20 protein-coding genes are annotated in these 18,311 nt (G+C 71.3%); 5 read left to right on the top strand and 15 right to left on the bottom strand.

The annotated features are described in order from the left end of the window. Nucleotides 1–132: 132 nt before the first annotated feature. The 3 genes from QSK52_RS30020 (at nt 133) to QSK52_RS30010 (ending at nt 3,820) form a co-directional block, all read left to right on the top strand. Nucleotides 133–1,110, top strand: coding sequence for a hypothetical protein (locus tag QSK52_RS30020; RefSeq protein WP_285739355.1), 978 nt, complete (start codon nt 133–135; stop codon nt 1,108–1,110). A gap of 339 nt (nt 1,111–1,449) precedes the next feature. Further along, nucleotides 1,450–2,745 carry an IS256 family transposase gene (locus QSK52_RS30015; protein ID WP_285739354.1) on the top strand — a complete coding sequence of 432 codons (1,296 nt, stop codon included), beginning with the start codon at nt 1,450–1,452 and terminating at the stop codon, nt 2,743–2,745. Between the two features lie 292 nt (nt 2,746–3,037). After that, on the top strand, nt 3,038–3,820 hold the full coding sequence (locus tag QSK52_RS30010) for an IS5 family transposase (protein WP_285739353.1): 783 nt from the start codon (nt 3,038–3,040) through the stop codon (nt 3,818–3,820). Here the strand turns inward: QSK52_RS30010 and QSK52_RS30005 are convergent. The 10 genes from QSK52_RS30005 to QSK52_RS29960 all read right to left on the bottom strand — a co-directional run bounded on the left by QSK52_RS30005 (nt 3,786) and on the right by QSK52_RS29960 (nt 9,574). Beyond that, nucleotides 3,786–4,280 carry a hypothetical protein gene (locus QSK52_RS30005; RefSeq protein WP_285739352.1) on the bottom strand — a complete coding sequence of 165 codons (495 nt, stop codon included), beginning with the start codon at nt 4,278–4,280 and terminating at the stop codon, nt 3,786–3,788. The genes QSK52_RS30010 and QSK52_RS30005 overlap by 35 nt on opposite strands. A gap of 168 nt (nt 4,281–4,448) precedes the next feature. Beyond that, nucleotides 4,449–4,607, bottom strand: a complete 159-nt coding sequence (locus QSK52_RS30000; RefSeq protein ID WP_285739351.1) for a hypothetical protein — start codon at nt 4,605–4,607, stop codon at nt 4,449–4,451. 14 nt (nt 4,608–4,621) lie between these two features. Continuing rightward, nucleotides 4,622–5,491 (bottom strand): hypothetical protein, encoded by an 870-nt coding sequence (locus QSK52_RS29995; RefSeq protein WP_285739350.1) that lies wholly within the window; start codon nt 5,489–5,491, stop codon nt 4,622–4,624. Nucleotides 5,492–5,728: 237 nt separating this feature from the next. Further along, the gene (gene tpg, locus QSK52_RS29990; protein ID WP_285739349.1) at nt 5,729–6,271 is read right to left on the bottom strand and encodes a telomere-protecting terminal protein Tpg; all 543 of its coding nucleotides are present in this window, start codon (nt 6,269–6,271) and stop codon (nt 5,729–5,731) included. 343 nt (nt 6,272–6,614) lie between these two features. After that, nucleotides 6,615–6,863, bottom strand: coding sequence for a DUF6213 family protein (locus QSK52_RS29985; RefSeq protein ID WP_285739348.1), 249 nt, complete (start codon nt 6,861–6,863; stop codon nt 6,615–6,617). A gap of 31 nt (nt 6,864–6,894) precedes the next feature. Further along, nucleotides 6,895–7,278 carry a hypothetical protein gene (locus QSK52_RS29980; RefSeq protein ID WP_285739347.1) on the bottom strand — a complete coding sequence of 128 codons (384 nt, stop codon included), beginning with the start codon at nt 7,276–7,278 and terminating at the stop codon, nt 6,895–6,897. Nucleotides 7,279–7,541: 263 nt separating this feature from the next. Beyond that, on the bottom strand, nt 7,542–8,225 hold the full coding sequence (locus QSK52_RS29975; protein ID WP_285739346.1) for a hypothetical protein: 684 nt from the start codon (nt 8,223–8,225) through the stop codon (nt 7,542–7,544). Between the two features lie 108 nt (nt 8,226–8,333). Beyond that, on the bottom strand, nt 8,334–8,567 hold the full coding sequence (locus QSK52_RS29970; RefSeq protein WP_285739345.1) for a hypothetical protein: 234 nt from the start codon (nt 8,565–8,567) through the stop codon (nt 8,334–8,336). 164 nt (nt 8,568–8,731) lie between these two features. Next, a complete protein-coding gene (locus QSK52_RS29965) occupies nt 8,732–9,085 on the bottom strand; it encodes a hypothetical protein (RefSeq protein ID WP_285739344.1) in 354 nt (117 codons plus the stop codon). Nucleotides 9,086–9,094: 9 nt separating this feature from the next. After that, on the bottom strand, nt 9,095–9,574 hold the full coding sequence (locus QSK52_RS29960; RefSeq protein WP_285739343.1) for a hypothetical protein: 480 nt from the start codon (nt 9,572–9,574) through the stop codon (nt 9,095–9,097). Between the two features lie 84 nt (nt 9,575–9,658). Here QSK52_RS29960 and QSK52_RS29955 point away from each other — a divergent pair, with 84 nt between their 5' ends. After that, nucleotides 9,659–9,889, top strand: a complete 231-nt coding sequence (locus tag QSK52_RS29955; RefSeq protein ID WP_285739342.1) for a prevent-host-death family protein — start codon at nt 9,659–9,661, stop codon at nt 9,887–9,889. Between the two features lie 92 nt (nt 9,890–9,981). On the opposite strand, the gene QSK52_RS29950 is transcribed toward QSK52_RS29955, so the two are convergent. Together QSK52_RS29950 and QSK52_RS29945 are read right to left on the bottom strand one after the other, a co-directional pair. Further along, nucleotides 9,982–10,783 (bottom strand): IS5 family transposase gene (locus QSK52_RS29950; protein WP_435053404.1). Its coding sequence is split into 2 segments (ribosomal slippage): nt 9,982–10,446 and nt 10,448–10,783, totalling 801 coding nucleotides; the frame shifts between segments, so codons are not numbered across the junction. 78 nt (nt 10,784–10,861) lie between these two features. Continuing rightward, nucleotides 10,862–11,914, bottom strand: a complete 1,053-nt coding sequence (locus QSK52_RS29945) for a hypothetical protein (RefSeq protein ID WP_285739340.1) — start codon at nt 11,912–11,914, stop codon at nt 10,862–10,864. Between the two features lie 434 nt (nt 11,915–12,348). On the opposite strand from QSK52_RS29945, the gene QSK52_RS29940 reads away from it, so the two are divergent. Continuing rightward, nucleotides 12,349–12,660, top strand: a complete 312-nt coding sequence (locus tag QSK52_RS29940; protein WP_285739339.1) for a hypothetical protein — start codon at nt 12,349–12,351, stop codon at nt 12,658–12,660. 1,345 nt (nt 12,661–14,005) lie between these two features. Here the strand turns inward: QSK52_RS29940 and QSK52_RS29935 are convergent. The 3 genes from QSK52_RS29935 to QSK52_RS29925 form a co-directional block, all read right to left on the bottom strand. Continuing rightward, entirely contained in the window at nt 14,006–15,481 is a 1,476-nt protein-coding gene (locus QSK52_RS29935; RefSeq protein ID WP_285739338.1) for an RNA-guided endonuclease InsQ/TnpB family protein, read from the bottom strand. Nucleotides 15,482–15,706: 225 nt separating this feature from the next. After that, on the bottom strand, nt 15,707–16,531 hold the full coding sequence (locus QSK52_RS29930; RefSeq protein ID WP_285739337.1) for a DUF721 domain-containing protein: 825 nt from the start codon (nt 16,529–16,531) through the stop codon (nt 15,707–15,709). Then, nucleotides 16,528–18,045, bottom strand: a complete 1,518-nt coding sequence (locus QSK52_RS29925; protein WP_285739336.1) for a transcriptional regulator — start codon at nt 18,043–18,045, stop codon at nt 16,528–16,530. Before QSK52_RS29925 ends, QSK52_RS29930 begins: the two co-directional genes overlap by 4 nt. Nucleotides 18,046–18,311: the final 266 nt, after the last annotated feature.

Genomic DNA, 18,311 nt, shown 5'->3' with positions numbered 1-18,311 from the left:
CGGAAGTGACCCACTACCCCTCCATCGATCCGATACACCAGTCCGAGGACCTGGCATACAGTGCGCCGCAAGCGAAAGCCCTCGGAAGGGAAGGCAGTTGATGAAACGTTTCTCCTTGGCTGGTGTAATCGCATGACCGCAGAGAACCGTCGCACGCCGGGGTCCCACCGCCCCGGGCGCCCAGTCGACGCCCCGCCCCTCGCCGTCCCCCTGCTCTCCACCGGTCCGCTCGGCACCGCCGACGTGGAACGGGCCGAGGCGGCCCTCCTCGCCTTCCACCGCTCCGACCTCGCCCACGGCGGCGGCCGGGACCGCCGCCAGCTGGCCGCGTACCTGGCTCGCGAAGTCCTGCCCCGTCTCCGACGGCCCGGCCCGACTGCCGTGCGGCTGCGGATGTACCAGGTCGCCGGACAACTCGCTTACCTGTGCGGCTTCATGCACATCGACGACCACCGCCACGAGCAGGCCCGGCGGTACTACGCGACCGCGCTGCGCCTGGCCACCCTCGGCGGGGTGCCCACCGACCGCGCCGTGGTGCTGCGCGGCATGTCCGTCAGGGCCCTCGCGCTCGGCGACGGCCCGGGCGCCCTCGACCTGGCCTGGGCCGCCACCCGCTGCGCCGCCCCAGCCGGTCAACGGTCTTTCCTATTAGGCCAGTTGGCCGTCGCGCTGGCCCGGAACGGCGCCCGCCACCAAGCCCTGCGGGCGCTCACCTCGGCCGAACGCTTCCTGGACCGGGCCACCGGTCCTGCCGACGCCGCGGTCGGCGTCTTCCACCAGGCCGCGCTCCTGCGGCAGGAAGCCGCCGTCCGCGAACTGCTCGGCGACCTGGCCGGCGCGGTCACCGCTCTTCAGCACTCGCTTCCCCACCGGCCGCCCGAGGAGGTCCGTTCGTATGCCATCGTCCTCACCGACCTCGCCGTCCTGCTGGAACGCACCGGACACCTCACCGAGGCCACCGCCACTTGGCACGACGTCCTCGACCTCAGCCCTCACCTCTCCAGCGCCCGCGTCGACCGGGCCGTCACCGCCATGCGCGCCCGTCTGCGCCCGAACGCCGCACAACCCGCCGTCCACGCCCTCCTGGAACGCACCGACCACCGGGCGTGAGCCACCCCTCGGGCTTACCGCTATCATGGCGGCCGCCGCGCTCGCCGACACCGCCACCACGCTCGCCATCTCCGGCACCACCGATGACCACCACCCCCATCGGCCGCCGGGGCTGCTGTCACCGCGCCGGGAATGCTCAGAGCCGAACCTGTCAGGCTGCGCATCTCCTCCCTCGACACCGCGCTGCTACCGCTCGCCCTCGACCCTACGGCGCCCTGCAGCCCCGCCCCTCGACCAGGGCGGCACCGTGGGCTGGGCCGTGGCTGCGGCCCACGCTGTCAACTGTCAGGGGGTCTGTAAAAAGAACGGTGTAACTCCCGATCAAGGAAGTAGCACCTGATGACAGACGTGACCGTCTCGGCCGAGGCCGTGGAGGCCGTGCGGCCGGTGGAGTTGCAGTCGGACGCCCTGGACGACCAGTTGATCGGGCAGCTCGTCGACCGGGCCCGCGCGAGCGGGCTGCAGCTCACCGGCACCGGAGGTCTGCTCCAGCAGCTCACGAAGAAGCTCCTGGAGTCCGCCCTCGAGGGCGAGATGACGGACCACCTCGGCTACGAGAAGCACGACCCGGCCGGGTCCGGCAGCGGCAACTCCCGCAACGGCATCCGCTCGAAGACCGTACTGACCGAGGTCGGTCCGGTTCAGATCGACGTCCCCCGCGACCGCGAGGGCTCTTTCGAGCCGCAGCTGGTCCGCAAGCGCCAGCGGCGCCTGTCCGGGGTCGATGAGATGGTGCTGTCGCTGTCCGCGCGTGGTCTGACGCACGGTGAGATCTCCGCGCACCTGGCCGACGTCTACGGCGCGGAGGTGTCCAAGCAGACCATCTCCACCATCACCGACCAGGTGATCGAGGGCATGTTCGAGTGGCAGAACCGGCCGCTCGACCCGGTCTATCCGGTGGTGTTCATCGACTGCGTGCACGTGAAGCTCCGCGACGGCCAGGTCGCCAACCGGCCGATCTACGTGGCGCTCGCGGTCACCGTCGAGGGCACCCGGGAGATCCTCGGACTGTGGGCCGGCGACGGCGGGGAAGGCGCCAAGTACTGGCTGCACGTGCTGACCGAGATCAAGAACCGCGGCGTCGCGGATGTCTGCATGGTCGTCTGCGACGGGCTCAAGGGCCTTCCGGATGCCATCGCCGCGGTCTGGCCGCAGGCCGTCACCCAGACCTGCATCGTCCACCTGATCCGGGCCTCGTTCCGCTACGCGGCCCGGCAGGACTGGGACAAGATCTCCAAGGCCCTCAAACCCGTCTACACCGCTCCGACCGAGGACGCCGCACTGGAGCGGTTCGTGGCGTTCACCGAGGCCTGGGGCCGGAAGTATCCGGCGATCGTGCGGCTCTGGGAGAACGCCTGGGCCGAGTTCGTGCCGTTCCTGAGCTTCGACGCCGAGGTCCGGCGGGTCATCTGCACCACGAACGCGATCGAGTCCGTGAACGCGCGAATCCGCAAGGCCGTCCGCTCGCGCGGGCACTTCCCGAACGAGCAGGCGGCACTGAAGTGCGTCTACATGGCGATCGTGTCCCTCGACCCGACCGGAGCCGGACGCAAACGCTGGACGACCCGTTGGAAGGCCGCGCTCAACGCCTTCGAAATCGCCTTCGACGGCCGACTCTCCGCCGACCGCCGCTAACCCAACCCAACCGAGTTACACCGTTCAATGGACAGACCCGATCTTGGTGGACGTAGGTTCGACTGGAACAGCTCGGTCGGGTGATCTTGCCGCGTGCCGAGCATGAAGACAGGGCCTCTGGTGCAGCTCGGGGTTGTCGAGACCTTGAGCGCGCCAGGAGGCCCTGTTGTCGCAGTTGTACGCCCTTGCGCCGGTCGGCTCCAACTCGGCGGCTCGTGAGTGTGATTGCCTCGCTCACCGGTTCGGGAACGCCGGCAACCGGCCGTACAGGCGGCCGAGATATCCGTCCGACATGAGCGACGCGGAGTGGGCGGTGGTGCGTGACGCGATGCCCGTTCCGCGGTGGTTGGAGGGCAGGGGCGGGCAGCCGGAGGGCTACTGCCACCGGCAGATGGTCGACGCGGTGCGCTACCTGGTCGCGGGCGGCATCACCTGGCGGGCGATGCCCGCGGACTTTCCCGCCTGGGACCGCGTCTACGCGTTCTTCCGGCGCTGGCGGGACAAGGGTCTGGTCGGCGAGTTCCACGACCGGCTGCGGGACCGGGTCCGCGAGGCGGCAGGCCGGGATCCGGAGCCGACCGCGGGCATCATCGACGCCCAGTCGGTGAAGGGCGCCGCGTCCGTGCCGGCCGCCACGCGGGGATTCGACGGCGGGAAGAAGGTCAACGGCCGCAAGCGCCACATCGTGGTCGACACCCTCGGGCTGCTGCTGGCGGTGCTGGTCACCGCGGCCTCTGTCACCGACCGGGACGCGGGGCAGGCCCTGCTGGCCCGGCTGCGTCAGCGACACTGGCGCATCACGCTGGTGTGGGCCGACGGCGGCTACACCGGACGCCTGGTCGACTTCACCCGCGACGTCCTGCGGATCATGCTGAGCGTGGTCAAACGCAACGACGACGTCACCGGGTTCACTGTGCTGCCCAAGAGGTGGCTGGTCGAGCGGTCGTTCGCGTGGCTGATGCGCTCACGCCGCCTGGCCCGCGACTACGAGACGCGCACCGACAGCTCGGAGGCGGTAATCCGCTGGTCGATGAGCATGGTCATGAGCCGCCGCCTCGCCCGGCGGGCACGCTGAACAGTCCCGGGCTCGTCTCGACCAGCCAGCCCCGCGCGGCCAGGCGTTTCGCCTTCGACCGCACTCCCTCCACCTTCGCCGGAACCGGCTCCAGGCCGAGTGCTACGGCGAGTTGCCGACAGTCCATCGTCTCCCCGCCCGACCCGCCGCCACCGGCCAGGATGTCCATGATCCGCCGGTAGTCCGGCGCCAGCACCGTCGAGGCGAGCCCTTCCCGCCAGTGCGGCACCACCGAACCGGGCACCGCCGCCACGGCCCGCGCCTGCCGCTTGCCGGCCGCCACGACCGGGGGCACCTCCCCGCCTGCGAGAGGTTCCGCCAGGACCTCGGCCACCGTCTCACGGGCGATCACGAACCGCTCCCACACGGCCTCGGCCTCCCGCAGCTCGGCCTGAAGGGCCTCCACCCGCCGCCGGGCAGCGCGTTCACGCTCCTCCAGCAACCCCATCACCGACGGCATCCCGGCACCTCCACCGAAGAGACGACACGACACCCCGTCCCTGCCACCGAAACACCGCCACTATGCCTGACCAGCGGAAACGCACCCGTCACTCTCGGAAAGACAACGGCTTCTGACTGAGGCGCTTCAGTTGGGGAGTGAGCACTTCATTTGGCGACTGAGATGCGTTCAACTGTGGGCGACTGCGATGAGCAGCCCGATGATGGTGGCTACGAGCGTCATCGTGGCGATAGCCCCGGCGACCGGGACGGCCCAGGCTGGGCTGTGGTGGAGCACAGCTGCGACGCCGGCGCCGACGAGCAGGGTGACCAGGACCAGCAGCAGCATCAGGAGAAGGGTGGTCAGAAGCATTCTGCGTCCCGGGCGGTCGCTTCGGCGGCGCGGACTTGGTGCCGCTGTCCGATTCGCTTAAGCCGACGCCTGACGGAATCACCCAGAGCCTTCGGACAGCACCCCGCGAATCGGTCCGGGGCAAGGGCGATGATCTCGGCGGCGGCTTTGGTCCAACTGGTCACGTCCTGATTGGCCCAAGCCAGCGTGATGGCCCGCTCGATGGGGGTGAGTTGATCGAGGACCCGAACGATTCGTGGGTCGTCCGGCAGCGCGCCAGCGAGCACGTCATAGGGGTCCGGACCGCTGGAGGCCAGGTCGTGCAGGGTCAGTCCGTCACCGAAGGCGTAATCCAGACTCCACAGTCGGTGGCTGCCGATGCGCCGGCGCCACAGGGGCGTGAGCGCGCGGTGGAGCGTCTTCACTTCGGCCATGAGTTCGCTCAAGAAGGCCGGGGCGATGCGGCCACCGTCCTGCGCCAGCGGATCGGCCCAGTGGCCCAGCAGGGCTGTCGAAACGGGCTCGCGCCATCGACCGCCCCGCCACAGGCCCAACACTTCGGAGGCGAAGCGGTCCACCGTCGAGTCAGCGCCGTGTAGTGCCGCTTCGCGCGCCGTGAGTGCCTGCACGGCGATAGGGATGTCGCCGCTGACTTTCGGTGCCCAGTAGTTGCCGAGGAACGCGCCCGGAACCGGGTCGTCCGAGCTCACCTCCTCGATGGTGGGCCGGCGGACAGTTCCGTCGTGACCGACATAGTAGGCGACGCCGGGCCTCGTGACCTGGTCTGTGATCACGGGCAGGTTTTCCGTTCCGGCGAAGACGAACACCTGCTGCACGGAGGCCGCCGCGGGAGCGGTTGCGATGGGTTTGAGATGAAACATGTGGATTCCTTGCGCGTCGTACCAGGAGGGTTCTCTAGTCGGTCCTGGCGCGAAGCGCCTTCGGCAAAGAATCTTGAAACGCTCACCGTGACTTCCGTCACACCATCGAAGCGCCTGCGATCCAGTCGCCACACGTCCTCGCCCGACTCCCGCGATAGCTGGTCCGGCCGATGCTCAACTCGCCAAGTGAAGCGCTCAGTCACACTGGGCGACAACCACGGGTGCGGGGGCGCAGCGTCAGACCTCCAGGTCGAGCCAGCCGAGGTCGTTGATCTCGGTGGTGAGGCCCTCGGCGCGGCGGCCGCGGTCCTTGAAGTAGTGCTCCTGGAGAGCGTCGGCCAGGATGCGCTGCTGTTCGGCCTCGCCGGCCCCGGCGTCGCGGGCGGCGTAGAGCTCGCGGGCGACGGTGCCGGGCAGGTGCTGGGTGATCAGGCGCTCGCGCGGGTCGTCGGTGGAGCCCCCGGCGGCGGTGTAGCCGAAGCGGGCCTGGATGTGCAGCATGAAGCCCTGTTCCTCGGCGCGGCGGCGGACCCGGCGGCGAACGCCAGGCTGCCAGGTGGCGCGGACGCGCTCCTCGATCCGGCGGGCGGCGTCCGGCTTCGGTGTCGAAGTGCCCTTGAGCCAGCGCTGCACGGTGCGTTGGGAGACGCCGAGCTCGGCCGCGACAGCCCGGGTGGAGCCCTTCGCGGTGCGGACCAGGTGTCGCAGGCGCGCTGGTACGGACTGAGGGATGGGGCGGGTGCGCTCAGCACGTTCCAGGCCTTCGTCGATTTCTCCCACAGGGGCCTCCATCAGGTTCTGAGCAAGCGGATATGTCAGGTAATCAGCAGCGCCTGCCAGTTGGCGGTCCAGCTCACGCGGCGCCGCGGGCGACGGCGGGCGGCACCGGGGTCGTGCGGCGGGCGGTGGGCAACAGGGGGCTCCGGCGCGTTCGGCGCGGGCCCGCATGAGTGCGGCGCGGTGTCGCTGGCGCTGCTCGCGGGCGTGGGTAGTCGCGGCTGCCAGCTGGGGATCCTCTTCGACCGGCAGCCAGTCGGTGGTCTCCGGCTCGCGGACGCGGTTGTAGTGGTGGCACTCGATCGGGGAGCTGGGATGGCCTCGCTGCGCAGGGGCTGGCGTTCGGTCAGCTGGCGGCGGAGATGCAGGCGATGTCGATCTGGTCGGTGAGGCCGACCAGGGCGCCGCTGAGGAGGGCGACGGTCTGCGGGTCGAGTTCCGCCTGGCCTTCGCGCTCCCAGGCCAGCCACTGCTGGGCGGAGGCCCGCAGGAGGCTGCAGACGTCGTCGGCGGGGATGACCATCTCACCGGTCTCGCTGTCCCGGTAGAGCGCCAGGGGCAGGCGCAGTTCGCCGGGCTCGGGTGTGCCGTCCATGTCGGTGGTCCTCTCGGTGGCTGCTGCTGGGTCAGGTGCCGTCGGCGGCGAGGTAGGTGTCCGCGAGCTCTGCGAGTTCGCGGGCGAGGAGGTCGGCGCGGGCACGACTGGTGGTGTCCGTGTCGGACAGGCGGTTGCGGTCGGCTTCGGCGACGGCGGTGTCGATGTCGGCCGCGTACCTGAGCAGGCCCTCGTAGAGGCGGGCGGTGGTTTCGAGATCCAGCGGCACCCGGCCGGTGGTGCGCCAGGAACGGAAGGTCTCTGCGCTGTGGCGCAGCAGCGCTCCGATCAGCGTCGCGGGGAGCATCAGCTCTCCGTCTCCGTGCCGGTAGAGCACGAAAGGAAAAGGCTGTTGGAAGTCGAGCTGCGTCTCGCGGTCCTCAAGGTCGGGTGTACTGCTCGGCGTGCTGTCCATGTCGGAATCCTTGCAGGTCGATTGGGCTAGGAGGTGGTCCAGCCGCAGTCGTCGGTCCGCCTCCGCAGCCTGGGTGGCGAGGTCCCGACGGCAGCCGCAGTAGGTGATGCGCCAGTCAGCGGCTATCGGGGGTCTGGTAGTCATCTGCGGGCTGCCGCATACCGTCCGCGGACAGAGCGGGGAGGGCGGCGACAGGTTCGCAGCGGCGGGTGCGGCCCCGGGGCGAGCGGGTGCCCGGCCCGGGGCCGCGGGGTGAGGGTCGGTCAGCCGTCGGTGCGGGCGGCAGTGAACTGGGCCCGGGCGGCCTCAAGGGCGCGGTCGGCCTGGTCGTAGAGGGCCCGGTAGTGCTCGGCCAGTTCCTCGGCGGCGGTGGCGGCGGCCGGGTCGCCGTGCTCGTCGTGGGCGTGGACCAGGGCGTGGGCGGCGTCGGAGAGGTCGTCCAGGACGGCCCTGCGCACGGACAGGTAGCCGAAGCGGGCCATCGGACCGTCGCTCAGGCAGCCGCCGGCCTCGATCTCGGCCAAGCGCTGCACGTGGACGTGCAGATCGGACTTGGCCTGGTCGGGGGTCGGGTAGTCGGCGGCCGCGGACTCGTCGGTGGTCTCGAACACGGTGGCGGGCTCCTTCGCGGCGCGGTCGGTGGTGGTGAGGATGGCGGGTAGGTCCCGGTGCAGGGCGTGGTCGGCAGCCTCCAGGAAGACGCGGGCGCGGGCGGTGCCAGGGTCCAGGGCGGCGTCGGTGAGGAGCGCGAGGACGTCCTCCAGGGCCTCGGCCTCGCCGTGGCGGTCCGCCCGATGCAGCGCCTCGATGGCCTCGAAGACGTACGCGCCGAACAGCGCGGGGGTGACGTCAGCCGCCTGGGCGCCCAGCAGGCGGGCCAGGCCGGGGCCGTGGGCGGCGGTCAGGGAGGCCGGGGTGGTGGCGGGCTCGGGGTAGTGCGGGATCATGGGCGGTGCCTCCGGTCTCGAATCGGGTCGGTAGGTGGCGGGGCGGCCGGAGTTTGGCGACGAGGGCCGCCCCGCGCTGTGCGTGCGGGGCTCCTGGCGGGCGGCGGGTCAGATTCGGGCAATGGCGGGCTGGCCGCCCGGGGCGGCAACGGTCCAGTCGTCACCGAGGTCGAGATGCTGGCTGCCGAACTGGCCGCTGGCGCACTGGCAGCAGAGCGTCGGGGCGGCCTCCTCGTTCTGCGCGACGGCAAGTTCGGCGATCTCCTCGGTGGTGGCGTTTTCGGGAACGTCGATCTCGACGGTGGTGTTGGCGTGGGTTGTGAGGGTGACTCGGACGCGCATCAGGAGCTCCTGTCGTTCGGTGGCGGGGGTCGGAGGCTGAACCGCCCTGGAAGTCAGCAGCGGGGGCGGGTCGCCTCGCTGGCCTCGGCGTAGGCGATGGCGCCCGCCAGGTCTCCTGCCTCGCGGAGGGCCCGGCAGCGGGCCCCGGCGGAGCCGGATGGGCTTCAGGCGCCGGTGGGCTGCTTCCAGCTCTCGATGATCTTCAGGTTCCGTGCGCCGAACTTCTCGCGCAGCATGCGTCGCAGGGAGGCGAGACCGGTGCCGTACTGGCAGACCGGGCCGTTGTCGACGGTGTAGTTGTAGGTCCACCGCCATGCCGGGCCGGGACGGGCAACTTCCGGGTAGAGCTTCGCGCGGGTGATGACCACGGTGTGCTTCTCGTCGACAGCCTGGGCCTGGGGCGCGGCGGGCTGTGTCCGCTCGGCGTGTGCCAGCCGAGCGACCCCGTGGGGGTTCGTGCAGAAGTTGCCGGACGCCGCGTGGCAGATGGGGCACCTGTTGCCGAGGTTGCTGGTCACGGCGGCCTCCTAGGCGGCGGTGTACAGCGGGGCGGTCCAGCGGTTCACCCAGTCGGCGTGGAGCGCGTCGCGGTGGGCGCGGTCGGCGTCCGGGCAGTCTTCCCAGGCGCGGCAGCGGGGGCAGTCGGCGGGCGGGTGGGCGCGGTCGGCGGCGGCCTGGACGACGTCGGCGGCGGTGCGCATCGCCTGACGGGCCTCGTAGCGCTGCTCGTCGGTGGGGACGGGGTAGCCGTGGGCGGCGAGGAGGCGGTCCTCGGCCGCGTCGAGCTGGCGCAGGCGCCACTCCAGGTCGGCGGCGCCGCGGAGCTTCCAGGTGGGCAGGAGCGCGCGGATGCGCTGGATGGTGGCGAGGTCGGTGGTGACGTCGGGGTCCTGCTCGTACGGGGCGCCGGGGGTGAGGTTGTGGCGGGCGGCAGCGATCTGCGCGGGCGTCAGGTCGGAGGCGAGGATCGCGATACCGGCGACGATCGCGCGCTGGATGGGGGGCATCGGGGGCTCCTTCGGTGGTTCTCGACCCTAGAAATGTACATCCCGTCTTTATGTACATCAAGGCTTTTTGCTAGATTCGGTTCCATGGACACCAACCAGACCGACCACCCCATCGCCGAAGCCCGCGCCAACCTCAGCGAGCTGCTCAGCGCCGTCAGGCTCCTGAAGCGCACCTACTTCCTCGCCAGCCGCGGCAAGCGCCAAGCCGCTCTTGTGCCCGTCGACCTCGGCGAACTCGTCGAACAGGTCGGCGGTCCCGACAAGGCCGCACAACTCCTCCGCGGGCACCTGACGGAAGCCACGCCCACCCCCTGATCACACCGCCCTGCATCCGCCGCCCGACGCCCAACGGCTCCTGGTGCTGCCCGTATGAGGCGGCGCGCACAACAGCCGACTTACTGATCGTTTCAAAATGACTTTCGAAGGCGTCGGAGGCAGATGATGCTGCAGGCGAGGTCAAGTAGTCCTTGGTGGAGATCGGCGCGGAGCTCGTAGCGGGTGCGCAGTCGCTTGAACTGGTGGAGCCAGGCAAAGGTACGTTCTACGATCCAGCGGACCTTGCCGAGTCCGGAGCCGTGGGCGACGCCGCGTCGGGCGATCACCGGTTTGATGCCGCGCTTCCACAGCAGGCGGCGGTACTTGTCGAAGTCGTAGCCCCGGTCGGCGAACAGTCGCCGGGGTCTGCGACGTGGTCGTCCTCGTAGTCCTCGGATCGGCGGTATCGCGTCCAGCAGGGGCAGCAGTTGGGTGACGTCGTGGCGATTACCACCAGTGAGCGTCACGGCGAGCGGGGTACCGCAACGATCCACGATCACATGGTGCTTGGAGCCGGGCCGGGCGCGGTCGACGGGCCGACAAGGTCCCCCCTTTGAGAGCCCGGACGTGCGAGCCGTCCACAGCGCAGTCGTCCAGGTCCAGCAGGTCCGCGCGGCGCAGTTCGGTCAGCAGCGCGGCGTGCAGACGGGGACAGACGCCGGCCTCGGTCCAGTCCCGCAGCCGACGCCAGGCCGTGACCCCGGAGCAACCCACGCTCTGCGCAGGGACATCGCGCCACGCGACACCGGTCCGCAACACGTAGATGATGCCGGCCAGGGCCGCCCGGTCCGGGACTCGTAGTCGCCCGGGGTACCGGTGGCGTCGTTCGAGAGCGGGCGGCAGCAGTGGAGCCACCCGCTCCCACAGATCGTCCGGGACAAGATCAACACGCACGCCGGACACCCTGCCGACCAAGACCGCCGCGTGCAAGAGCGCGGCTCAACTCATTCTGAAGCGATCGGCAAGGGCAGATCACTCCTCGTACCACTGCTCTGCCCCGAGCCGGGCCTCGCTGATCACGCTGTCACCGACACGGGCAGCGCGCACCGTCACGCCGAGGCCGTAGATCTCCTGGTCCCCGCTGCATTGCAACCGCAGGCCGAGGTCGTTGTCCTTGAGGTACCCGAGGATGTCGGCCTCGACGGCGGTGACCGGCCGGCCGACGAGCGGGATGCCATCGAGGAGAACCTGGGGGCCGGACCGCCCGAGGGCGGTGACCGCGCCGAGGAACGGCCCGCGGTCCTGCTCCCACCACGGGTAGTGCACGCGCACGCCGGCGGCCTCGAACCGCTCCTCGATCAGCCGCTCCTCCGCGGGGTCGCCCTGGTCCTCCCAGAGGGACCCTGCCGGGTAGGGGTGGTAGGTGTGGCGCGATGACGGCGTCTCCCCGCCCAGGGCAGCCGACACCTGCTCCGGTGTCATCCCGAACCGCAGCGGCCCCACCCCCACCAGCGGCACGCACTCCCACCGCGGCCGCTCCCGCTCGGGCCGCACCGGCCACGGCCCCGGCTCCGGGGTGCGGCGCCGGGAGTTGCTGCGCCAACTGGCCACATTCTGCTCACCGTGCGGGTCCTCGGCCAGGTCGGACCCGGTCACCAGCAGGTCGGTGACCATGCCGTTTCCCCGCTGCAGGAAACCCTCGGCGTCCAGCAGCCACTGCTGAACCGCACCCACCGAGACACCCCACGCCGGCACGTCCCGCTCCCCTTCAACGTTCGGCACCGCCTCCACCCCGTGCCGCAGCGCCAGGCGGCCGATGTCCGCACGCACCTCCGAAGGCGCCCGGTCAACCAGCACCACACCCTCCCACCGCACCAGCGGCCCGTAAATCGCGTTGACCCCCACCGCCACCAATTGCTCCCGCGATCCGAAGATCGCACTCACTCCGTGCTGGTGGTACCGGCTCCACCGCCGCTGACCGCCGCTGAAGACGCCGTCCGGAGCATCCTCGCCCATCGCCGTGTTCACCTGCTCAGGAGACATCCCGAACCGCAGCGGCCCCACCCCCACCAGCGGCTCCAGCACCCAGCTCGCCCGATCTCCGACTCCAACACCCATCCCAACCCCCATACTGCGTCCGGTCACCGGCCCAATCGGCCTGCAAAGAGCACCAACCTAGCGATGACCTGCGACACCAGGTGCAGCAGCGGATCGGCGACCTCGCCCGCAGCCTCATCTGCCCCCGGCACCTTCGAAAGTCATTCTGAAACGATCAGTTACGCAGTGCCCTGGCTACGGCACGGGGCCGTGCAGCTGGAGGGTGGCGGAGAGAACACCAAGTACTTCCAGGACGGCGCTGGTGTCGGCGGCCAGCACGGCATCCAGCAGCTCGCTCACCGCCGCGGCCGCGGCAGTCGCCCGCTCGAACCCGGGCGCGATGGTCGGTGCTCACCACAGCCCACGACGGGGCGGCCGCTCGGGGTACCTGTCCGGCCGTGACCTTTGCACCCAGACCGGGGTTGACCAGGGGGAGCTCCTCTTCCACTGCACGGCCGCCTGGCCTCGGCGCGGGCCTGACCGCCCTGATCCCCCATCCGGACTGCAGCAGCAGCCCGGACAGTCCAGTCCTCAGCACGGCCGGCGGCCGGGCCGCCGCCCGGCTGCTGCAGTTGCGTACCGTCGAGGTGCCGGTGCCGGTGCCGGCGGCCGCGGCCACCACCGAGCTCGTCGGCCTGCTGCTGGACGACGAGGCCCCAGGCACCCGCCAGGCCGCGGCCGCGGTGCTGGAGCAGCTGAACACTGCCGCCCAGGCTGCCGGGGTGGATCTGTAGCAGTACGTCAGCGGCGGTTCAGGCCTCGCGCTGACGACCAACTGCGGAGGTCAGGAATTTCTGACCTCCGCAGCACTGTCCCTCACTCCCGGCCGATGGCCAGCAAGAGGCCGGCGCTGGCCGACGTGGTGCGGACTGGAGGATAGGGCGCGTGCCTTCAGCGCGTTCCAGGCCTTCGTCGATGACTCGTCTGATCGGTCAGCCCCTGCGCGCCCGGGTCGGACGAGGCAAGGTCGCGCAGGTGGCGAACGACGTCCGGTCAGCCCCTACGCACCCGGGTCGGAGGGTCGCAGCGCCTGCTCCCTCGGAGACCGTTGCGGTCAGCCCCTGCGCGCCCGGATCGGACAGGGCGAGGGAGGACAGGTCGTGGAAGCCGAGCGGTCAGCCCCTGCGCGCCCGGCTCGGACCAGCCGCGGGCCTGCATCTGCTGCTGCCACCTCGGTCAGCCCCTGCGCGCCCGGGTCGGACAACCCGATCGCGAAGCAGGTCACCATCGCGAGCGGTCAGCCTCTGCGCGCCCGGCTCGGACCACACCGCGGTCACCAGCACCACCCGAGGCATTGGTCAGCCCCTGCGCGCCCAGACCGGACGCTCAGCTGGGTGGGCGGGGACTGGAAGCTGGCGGTCAGCCCCTGCGCGCCCGGATCGGACAGGGCGAGGGAGGACAGGTCGTGGAAGCCGAGCGGTCAGCCCCTGTGCGCCCGGGTCGGACGCAGCACGCTGGCGGGGCCTCAGTGGTCGCCACGGTCAGCCCCCGCGCGCCCGGGTCGGACACGTCGCCGGTGATCTCGACGTGCGGAACGGGCGGTCAGCCCCTGCGCGCCCGGGTCAGACCGTCGAGCAGCGCGCCGCAGTACAGGGCGGCGGCGGTCAGCCCCTGCGCGCCCGGGTCGGACCTCCGTCAGCCGGGCCTGCAGCTCGGCCCTGTCGGTCAGCCCCTGCGCGCCCGGGTCGGACGAGGAACACAGAGTGACCACGATTGACCGCACCGGTCAGCCCCTGCGCGCCCGGGTCGGACCATCCAAGCTCTGCCTGCTCCGACGGATCTCGCGGTCAGCCCCTGCGCGCCCGGGTCGGACTTGGCGCAGCTCATGACCACCGGACCGACGTACGGTCAGCCCCTGCGCGCCCGGGTCGGACATGTCGAGGGCCTCCTCGGGCGTAAGGCCGAGCGGTCAGCCCCTGCACGCCCGGGTCGGACCTCAAACCCCCTGCCGACCGGGCGAATCAGGGCGGTCAGCCCCTGCGCGCCCGGGTCGGACCCTTCGCGAGCTGGGTTGTTGTCCGGGCTTTGCGCTTTCTTGACTCTCTGTGGAGTTGTTCGGGGTTGGGGGCTGTCGGGGGATTACTCCCGCCGAGGTGACCCACCGGGTGGTGGGCCTTCCCGTTTCTGCCTTGCGGCGCGTCCGGCCTGACCGCTTGCGGTCGGGGTTGGACTTCTACGGGCGTTTACGTCCCCCTCTACCAGGGGGACGGCGTGCCGGGCGATGTTGATGGCCGCGTTGTGGTCGCGGTCGATGGCCAGGCCGCAGGTGGGGCAGTGGAACACCCGCTCGCTCAGGGTCAGCTTGGGTTTCGCTGATCCGCATGAGGAGCAGGTCTTGCTGGACGGGTGCCAGCGGTCGAGGACCGCGAGGTTGGAGCCGTACCAGGAAGTCTTGTAGGTGAGCTGGCGCCGGAGTTCGCCGGGGGCGGCGTCGAGGATGGCGCGGTTGAGGCCGGCCTTCTGCCGCACGCGCCGGCCGGGCTGCTCGACGGTACCGCGCGCGGAGGTGCTCATCCCGCGCACGTTCAGGTCCTCGACTGCGACGGCGGCGAACCGGGTGGCCAGCTTCTTGGTGAGCAGGTGCACGGTGCTCGCCCGGCGCTGCGCGATCCGGTGCTGGATCGCACCGACCTTCCGCGCGGCCTTCACCCGCCGCTTGGAGCCGCGCTCGGTGCGCGACAGCGCCCGCTGCGCCTTGGCGAGTTGACGGGTCCACTGGTCGAGGTGGCGGGGGTTGGCGACGTGGATGCTGCCGGGGTCGGCGGGGTCGAGGGGCTGGGAGAGGGTGGCGAGGTGGGAGATGCCCCAGTCGACGCCGACGGTGCCGCGCTCGGCTTGGGCGCGGGTTGGCTTGTCGGGGATCTCCTGGGTCACCTTGGCCAGGACGCTGGCGTACCAGCGGTTGCCGCCGCGGGAGATGGTGACGGACTGGATGACGGCGTGGCCCTTGGCGATCAGGCGGGCCAGGCGCTTGCCGGAGTCGTGGATGCGGATCGACCCGAGCCGCGGCAGCAGCAGGCGCCGGTAGCCGTCGAGGCGGATCGTCGGCCTCTTGACGTCGTGGTGCAGACGGAAGGAGTCGCGGGCGCGGCCCTTGCGCTTGAAGCGGGGGTAGCCGACCGGCCCGCCGGCGCGGCGGCCGGTCAGGGAGTCCAGCCAGTTGCCCCACGCCCGGTCGGCGTCGATGAACGCGGACTGGAAGGCGTAGGTCGACACCTCATGCCACCACGGGCACGGCCGGTGCGGACCGTGGAACCCGTCCGGCAGCTCAGGATCGATGCGGGAGTCGCCCTTGAGAGCGTTGAGCTCCTTCTTGATCGCCTGGCTGCCCGGCACCGGCACCTTCACCGACTTGCGAGCCTGCGCCTCCGGCACCCCGGCGGCCACCAGCGCGTCGACCTGGGCGCGCCAGCGCCGGTGCGCGGCGACCTTCACCCCGAGGGCGTAGTTGAACGCCCACCGGGCCGCGCCCGCGTGCCGGTTGAGGTCGGCGAGCTGCGCGGAGGTCGGGTCCAGGGCGAACCGGTACGCGCGCAGCGTCTCCACCTGTGCCACGACAGACCTCACCCCTTCCCGCGAACCCGACCGGCGTCGACGGGAGCCGACTCTAGAGGGAGCCACTGACAGAGCGTCAGAAAAGGGAGAACGTCCGCGGCCGGACCGGCATCAACCAGGCACTACGACCGCCCAGCCGGAGGACGACGATCGCGCGCGGTTCATGCCGCTGCGGTTCTCGGCTCGGCTCGACGGGCGGTGCGCAGCAAGATCTCCCGGCCGGGCTCAGGCGGCGCCACTGAGGGTGCGCGGCGCTCGGGCCGAGTGCACCGGGGTGGTGCTGCGGGCTGCCCGTTCCTCCCGGGCCCGGCGCTCGGCGATCGCCTGGGAGCGGGCGGCCGCGGCGGAGCGGGCGGCCGTCTGCTCCTGGTGGTCCCGAACGGCGGCGGCTTCGGTGAACACCTCCTCGGGTTCGCGCTTGCTCAGCACGGCTTCGGTCTGGCGGGCGATCGCGGCAGCCACGACCGGGTCGACGCTGGCGCTCCTGGACCGGATCGCAGCGAGGGCCTGGTGGTAGCCGGCGCTGGTGACGTCGTCACGGGTACGGACCGGCACCTCGGGCTGGACGGCCGCGCGCTGCTGCTCAGCCGACCGGCCCGGGCCGACGGAGGGGGCGCGGGGCGGCAGCACCCGCAGGTCCCGCACAACGGTCCGGCCAGCCTTGCCGTTGATCCGGGCGACGAGCTGGCGGCCCAGCAGACGCAGCTGGGTCGCGTAGGCGGCGCTGACGGGCTGGAGGTCGAGGCGGCCGGTGCGCGGGTCGTAGTGCACGGGCTGGACTTTGCCGACGAGTTCGGGGGCGATGTCGGCCCACTGGTCGATGACGCCGCCACCCGCGGCGGGGGTCTCCCAGGCCCGGTCGGCAACGAGGCCTGCGAGGGCGGCACCGAGGCCGATCGGGTCGCGGCCGCCGGTGCGCACGGTGCGGCGGCGGGCGGGCCCGGCGGTGGCGCCGCCGAGGGCGCCGGCGCCTCGGGTACGGGCGGCGGCGCGTGCGGCCTTGAGGGCGACGCGGGCCAGGTCGACGCCGCCGGTGGACGGCTCGGTCATGCGGACCTCCAGGGCTGGTGGATGACCATGCGGCCGGTGTGCTGCAAGCGCAGGACCTGGTCGACCAGGCCGTGGGTGTAGAGCCGACGGGCGTAGTCCTCGCCGAACTCCCGGATCGCCAGCAGGACCACTTCCGGGTCCTGCTGGCCGAGGGCGCGCAGCTCACGGACGTCTTCGCGGGTGAGCTGCTGTAGGTCGACCAGGCCGTCCTGGTCTTGGGTGAAGAGCTCCAGCTCCTGGACCTCCTGGACGCCGGTCTGCCGGACCTGGGCGAACGCGGCATCGACGAGACGGCCCACTGCGCCGGCCGCCGGGGACTGCCAGTCGGTCAGGGTCCACTCCGAGCTGGTGCGGTCGTGCCGGGCCCGGGCAGCGACCTTGGAGTCGCGCCACTGCTCGACCTGGACGGCGCGCTCGGCCGGGGTGCGCCAGCCGGGCATCTGCGTCATGCCGCGCAGCCGGTGGCCGAGCAGACCGGTCGGCTGCCAGGTGCCCCGCTTGGGCGCCTCGACCATGGCCAGCCAGGCCACGACCTCCTCCGCGCTCCAGCCCGCGTCGGCCACCTCCCGGACCATCCACGCGACCCGCGCCACCACGGCGCGGCGCAGCCACGGCACCTGACGCACCAGCTCCGCGGCCAGCTGGAACCGGCGTCCGACCTTGTTGAGCGTGCGGGCGCCACGCCCAGCGTTCGTGGACTTCTTCGCGGCGGTGGACATCGGCTTCCCGCTCGCGACGTCCGTCTCAGAGGGAAGACGAGTCAAACCGTCAGCAGCAGAAGTACAGCAACCACCCCCCATTGGGGTGCAACGGCAGACTGCTACTGAGGCACTGTCAACGCCCTGCACCACCTCGAGTTCGCGGTCATCAGGCGCGGCCTGACCCGCCGTCACCGGGACCTTCGAGGCCACCTTCGTGCGGGCAGCGCGGACCTTGCGCGAAGCCCGCTTACCCAGCAGCGCCATCGCCGCCCGACCAGCCTCCGCGATCCCCACCACCCGCCGGCCGCTCCCCGCACCCGCGACCCGCACCCCCAAGGCGACGTCGAACTCGACCGGGATCACCCAGGCGAACTCGGACGCCTTCGCCCGCTCCCCGCGGACCCGGGTTCCCTTCGCCACGTAGACGAGCAGACCGGACTCCCGCAGCATGTCCAGCTGATACTGCGCGGTCCGCTCCGTCACACCCAGCCGCCGGGCCAGGTAGTCCACCCCCGGACGGCACGGCGACAACTCCATCAGCAGCTGCGCGGTACGGATCGCGGTGCGACCCATCTCCCGCGGCCCGTGCGACCGCGACGGCCGGTAGCAGCCCGACGCCACCACCCAGTGCACCGCCTGCATCCACGAGTACGGATCCAGGACGACCCGCCCCCGCGTCGTCGCCACCCACTGCTCCGCCGCGGGCACCAGCAGCCGCGGCAGAACCGGCACGCACGGTGCGAACCGCGAGGCGCGGCCAGGGGAAGCCGCGTCGTTGACCGGCTGGTCGATCGATCCCGCCAGCGTACTCACCAGCCACCCCGAAGGGCGGTGTCGGGCACGGCAAAGCCCGTCCCGGAGGCCGGAAACAAGCGGTTTCCCCGGCATGCGGGCATGCCGGAGTGGAAAACGGCAGCAGCGTGCTGCATGATGACGTTGCTCTCCTTCATCAGAAAGGCGAGGCGACAGGCCCCTGGCAGGGCGGTCCCTCACGAGGAACACATCTGGGAGCACGACCGTCGGCAACCGGTCTCGCTCCCGGGCGGCGCCATCCGCAACACCCTCCCGGCAAGGAGGGC

Source organism: Kitasatospora phosalacinea (assembly GCF_030268885.1).
GTDB lineage: Bacteria > Actinomycetota > Actinomycetes > Streptomycetales > Streptomycetaceae > Kitasatospora > Kitasatospora phosalacinea_C.
Note: the sequence above shows the minus strand (reverse complement) of the source record. Positions and strands in the feature narration are given on the sequence as shown.

What these genes read in the sequence shown, in the direction of transcription:
- QSK52_RS30020 (WP_285739355.1), top strand. Translation starts at nt 133, where the DNA reads ATGACCGCAGAGAACCGTCGCACGCCGGGGTCCCACCGCCCCGGGCGC.
- QSK52_RS30015 (WP_285739354.1), top strand. Translation starts at nt 1,450, where the DNA reads ATGACAGACGTGACCGTCTCGGCCGAGGCCGTGGAGGCCGTGCGGCCG.
- QSK52_RS30010 (WP_285739353.1), top strand. Translation starts at nt 3,038, where the DNA reads ATGAGCGACGCGGAGTGGGCGGTGGTGCGTGACGCGATGCCCGTTCCG.
- QSK52_RS30005 (WP_285739352.1), bottom strand. Translation starts at nt 4,280, where the DNA reads ATGCCGTCGGTGATGGGGTTGCTGGAGGAGCGTGAACGCGCTGCCCGG.
- QSK52_RS30000 (WP_285739351.1), bottom strand. Translation starts at nt 4,607, where the DNA reads ATGCTGCTGCTGGTCCTGGTCACCCTGCTCGTCGGCGCCGGCGTCGCA.
- QSK52_RS29995 (WP_285739350.1), bottom strand. Translation starts at nt 5,491, where the DNA reads ATGTTTCATCTCAAACCCATCGCAACCGCTCCCGCGGCGGCCTCCGTG.
- QSK52_RS29985 (WP_285739348.1), bottom strand. Translation starts at nt 6,863, where the DNA reads ATGGACGGCACACCCGAGCCCGGCGAACTGCGCCTGCCCCTGGCGCTC.
- QSK52_RS29980 (WP_285739347.1), bottom strand. Translation starts at nt 7,278, where the DNA reads ATGGACAGCACGCCGAGCAGTACACCCGACCTTGAGGACCGCGAGACG.
- QSK52_RS29975 (WP_285739346.1), bottom strand. Translation starts at nt 8,225, where the DNA reads ATGATCCCGCACTACCCCGAGCCCGCCACCACCCCGGCCTCCCTGACC.
- QSK52_RS29970 (WP_285739345.1), bottom strand. Translation starts at nt 8,567, where the DNA reads ATGCGCGTCCGAGTCACCCTCACAACCCACGCCAACACCACCGTCGAG.
- QSK52_RS29960 (WP_285739343.1), bottom strand. Translation starts at nt 9,574, where the DNA reads ATGCCCCCCATCCAGCGCGCGATCGTCGCCGGTATCGCGATCCTCGCC.
- QSK52_RS29955 (WP_285739342.1), top strand. Translation starts at nt 9,659, where the DNA reads ATGGACACCAACCAGACCGACCACCCCATCGCCGAAGCCCGCGCCAAC.
- QSK52_RS29930 (WP_285739337.1), bottom strand. Translation starts at nt 16,531, where the DNA reads ATGACCGAGCCGTCCACCGGCGGCGTCGACCTGGCCCGCGTCGCCCTC.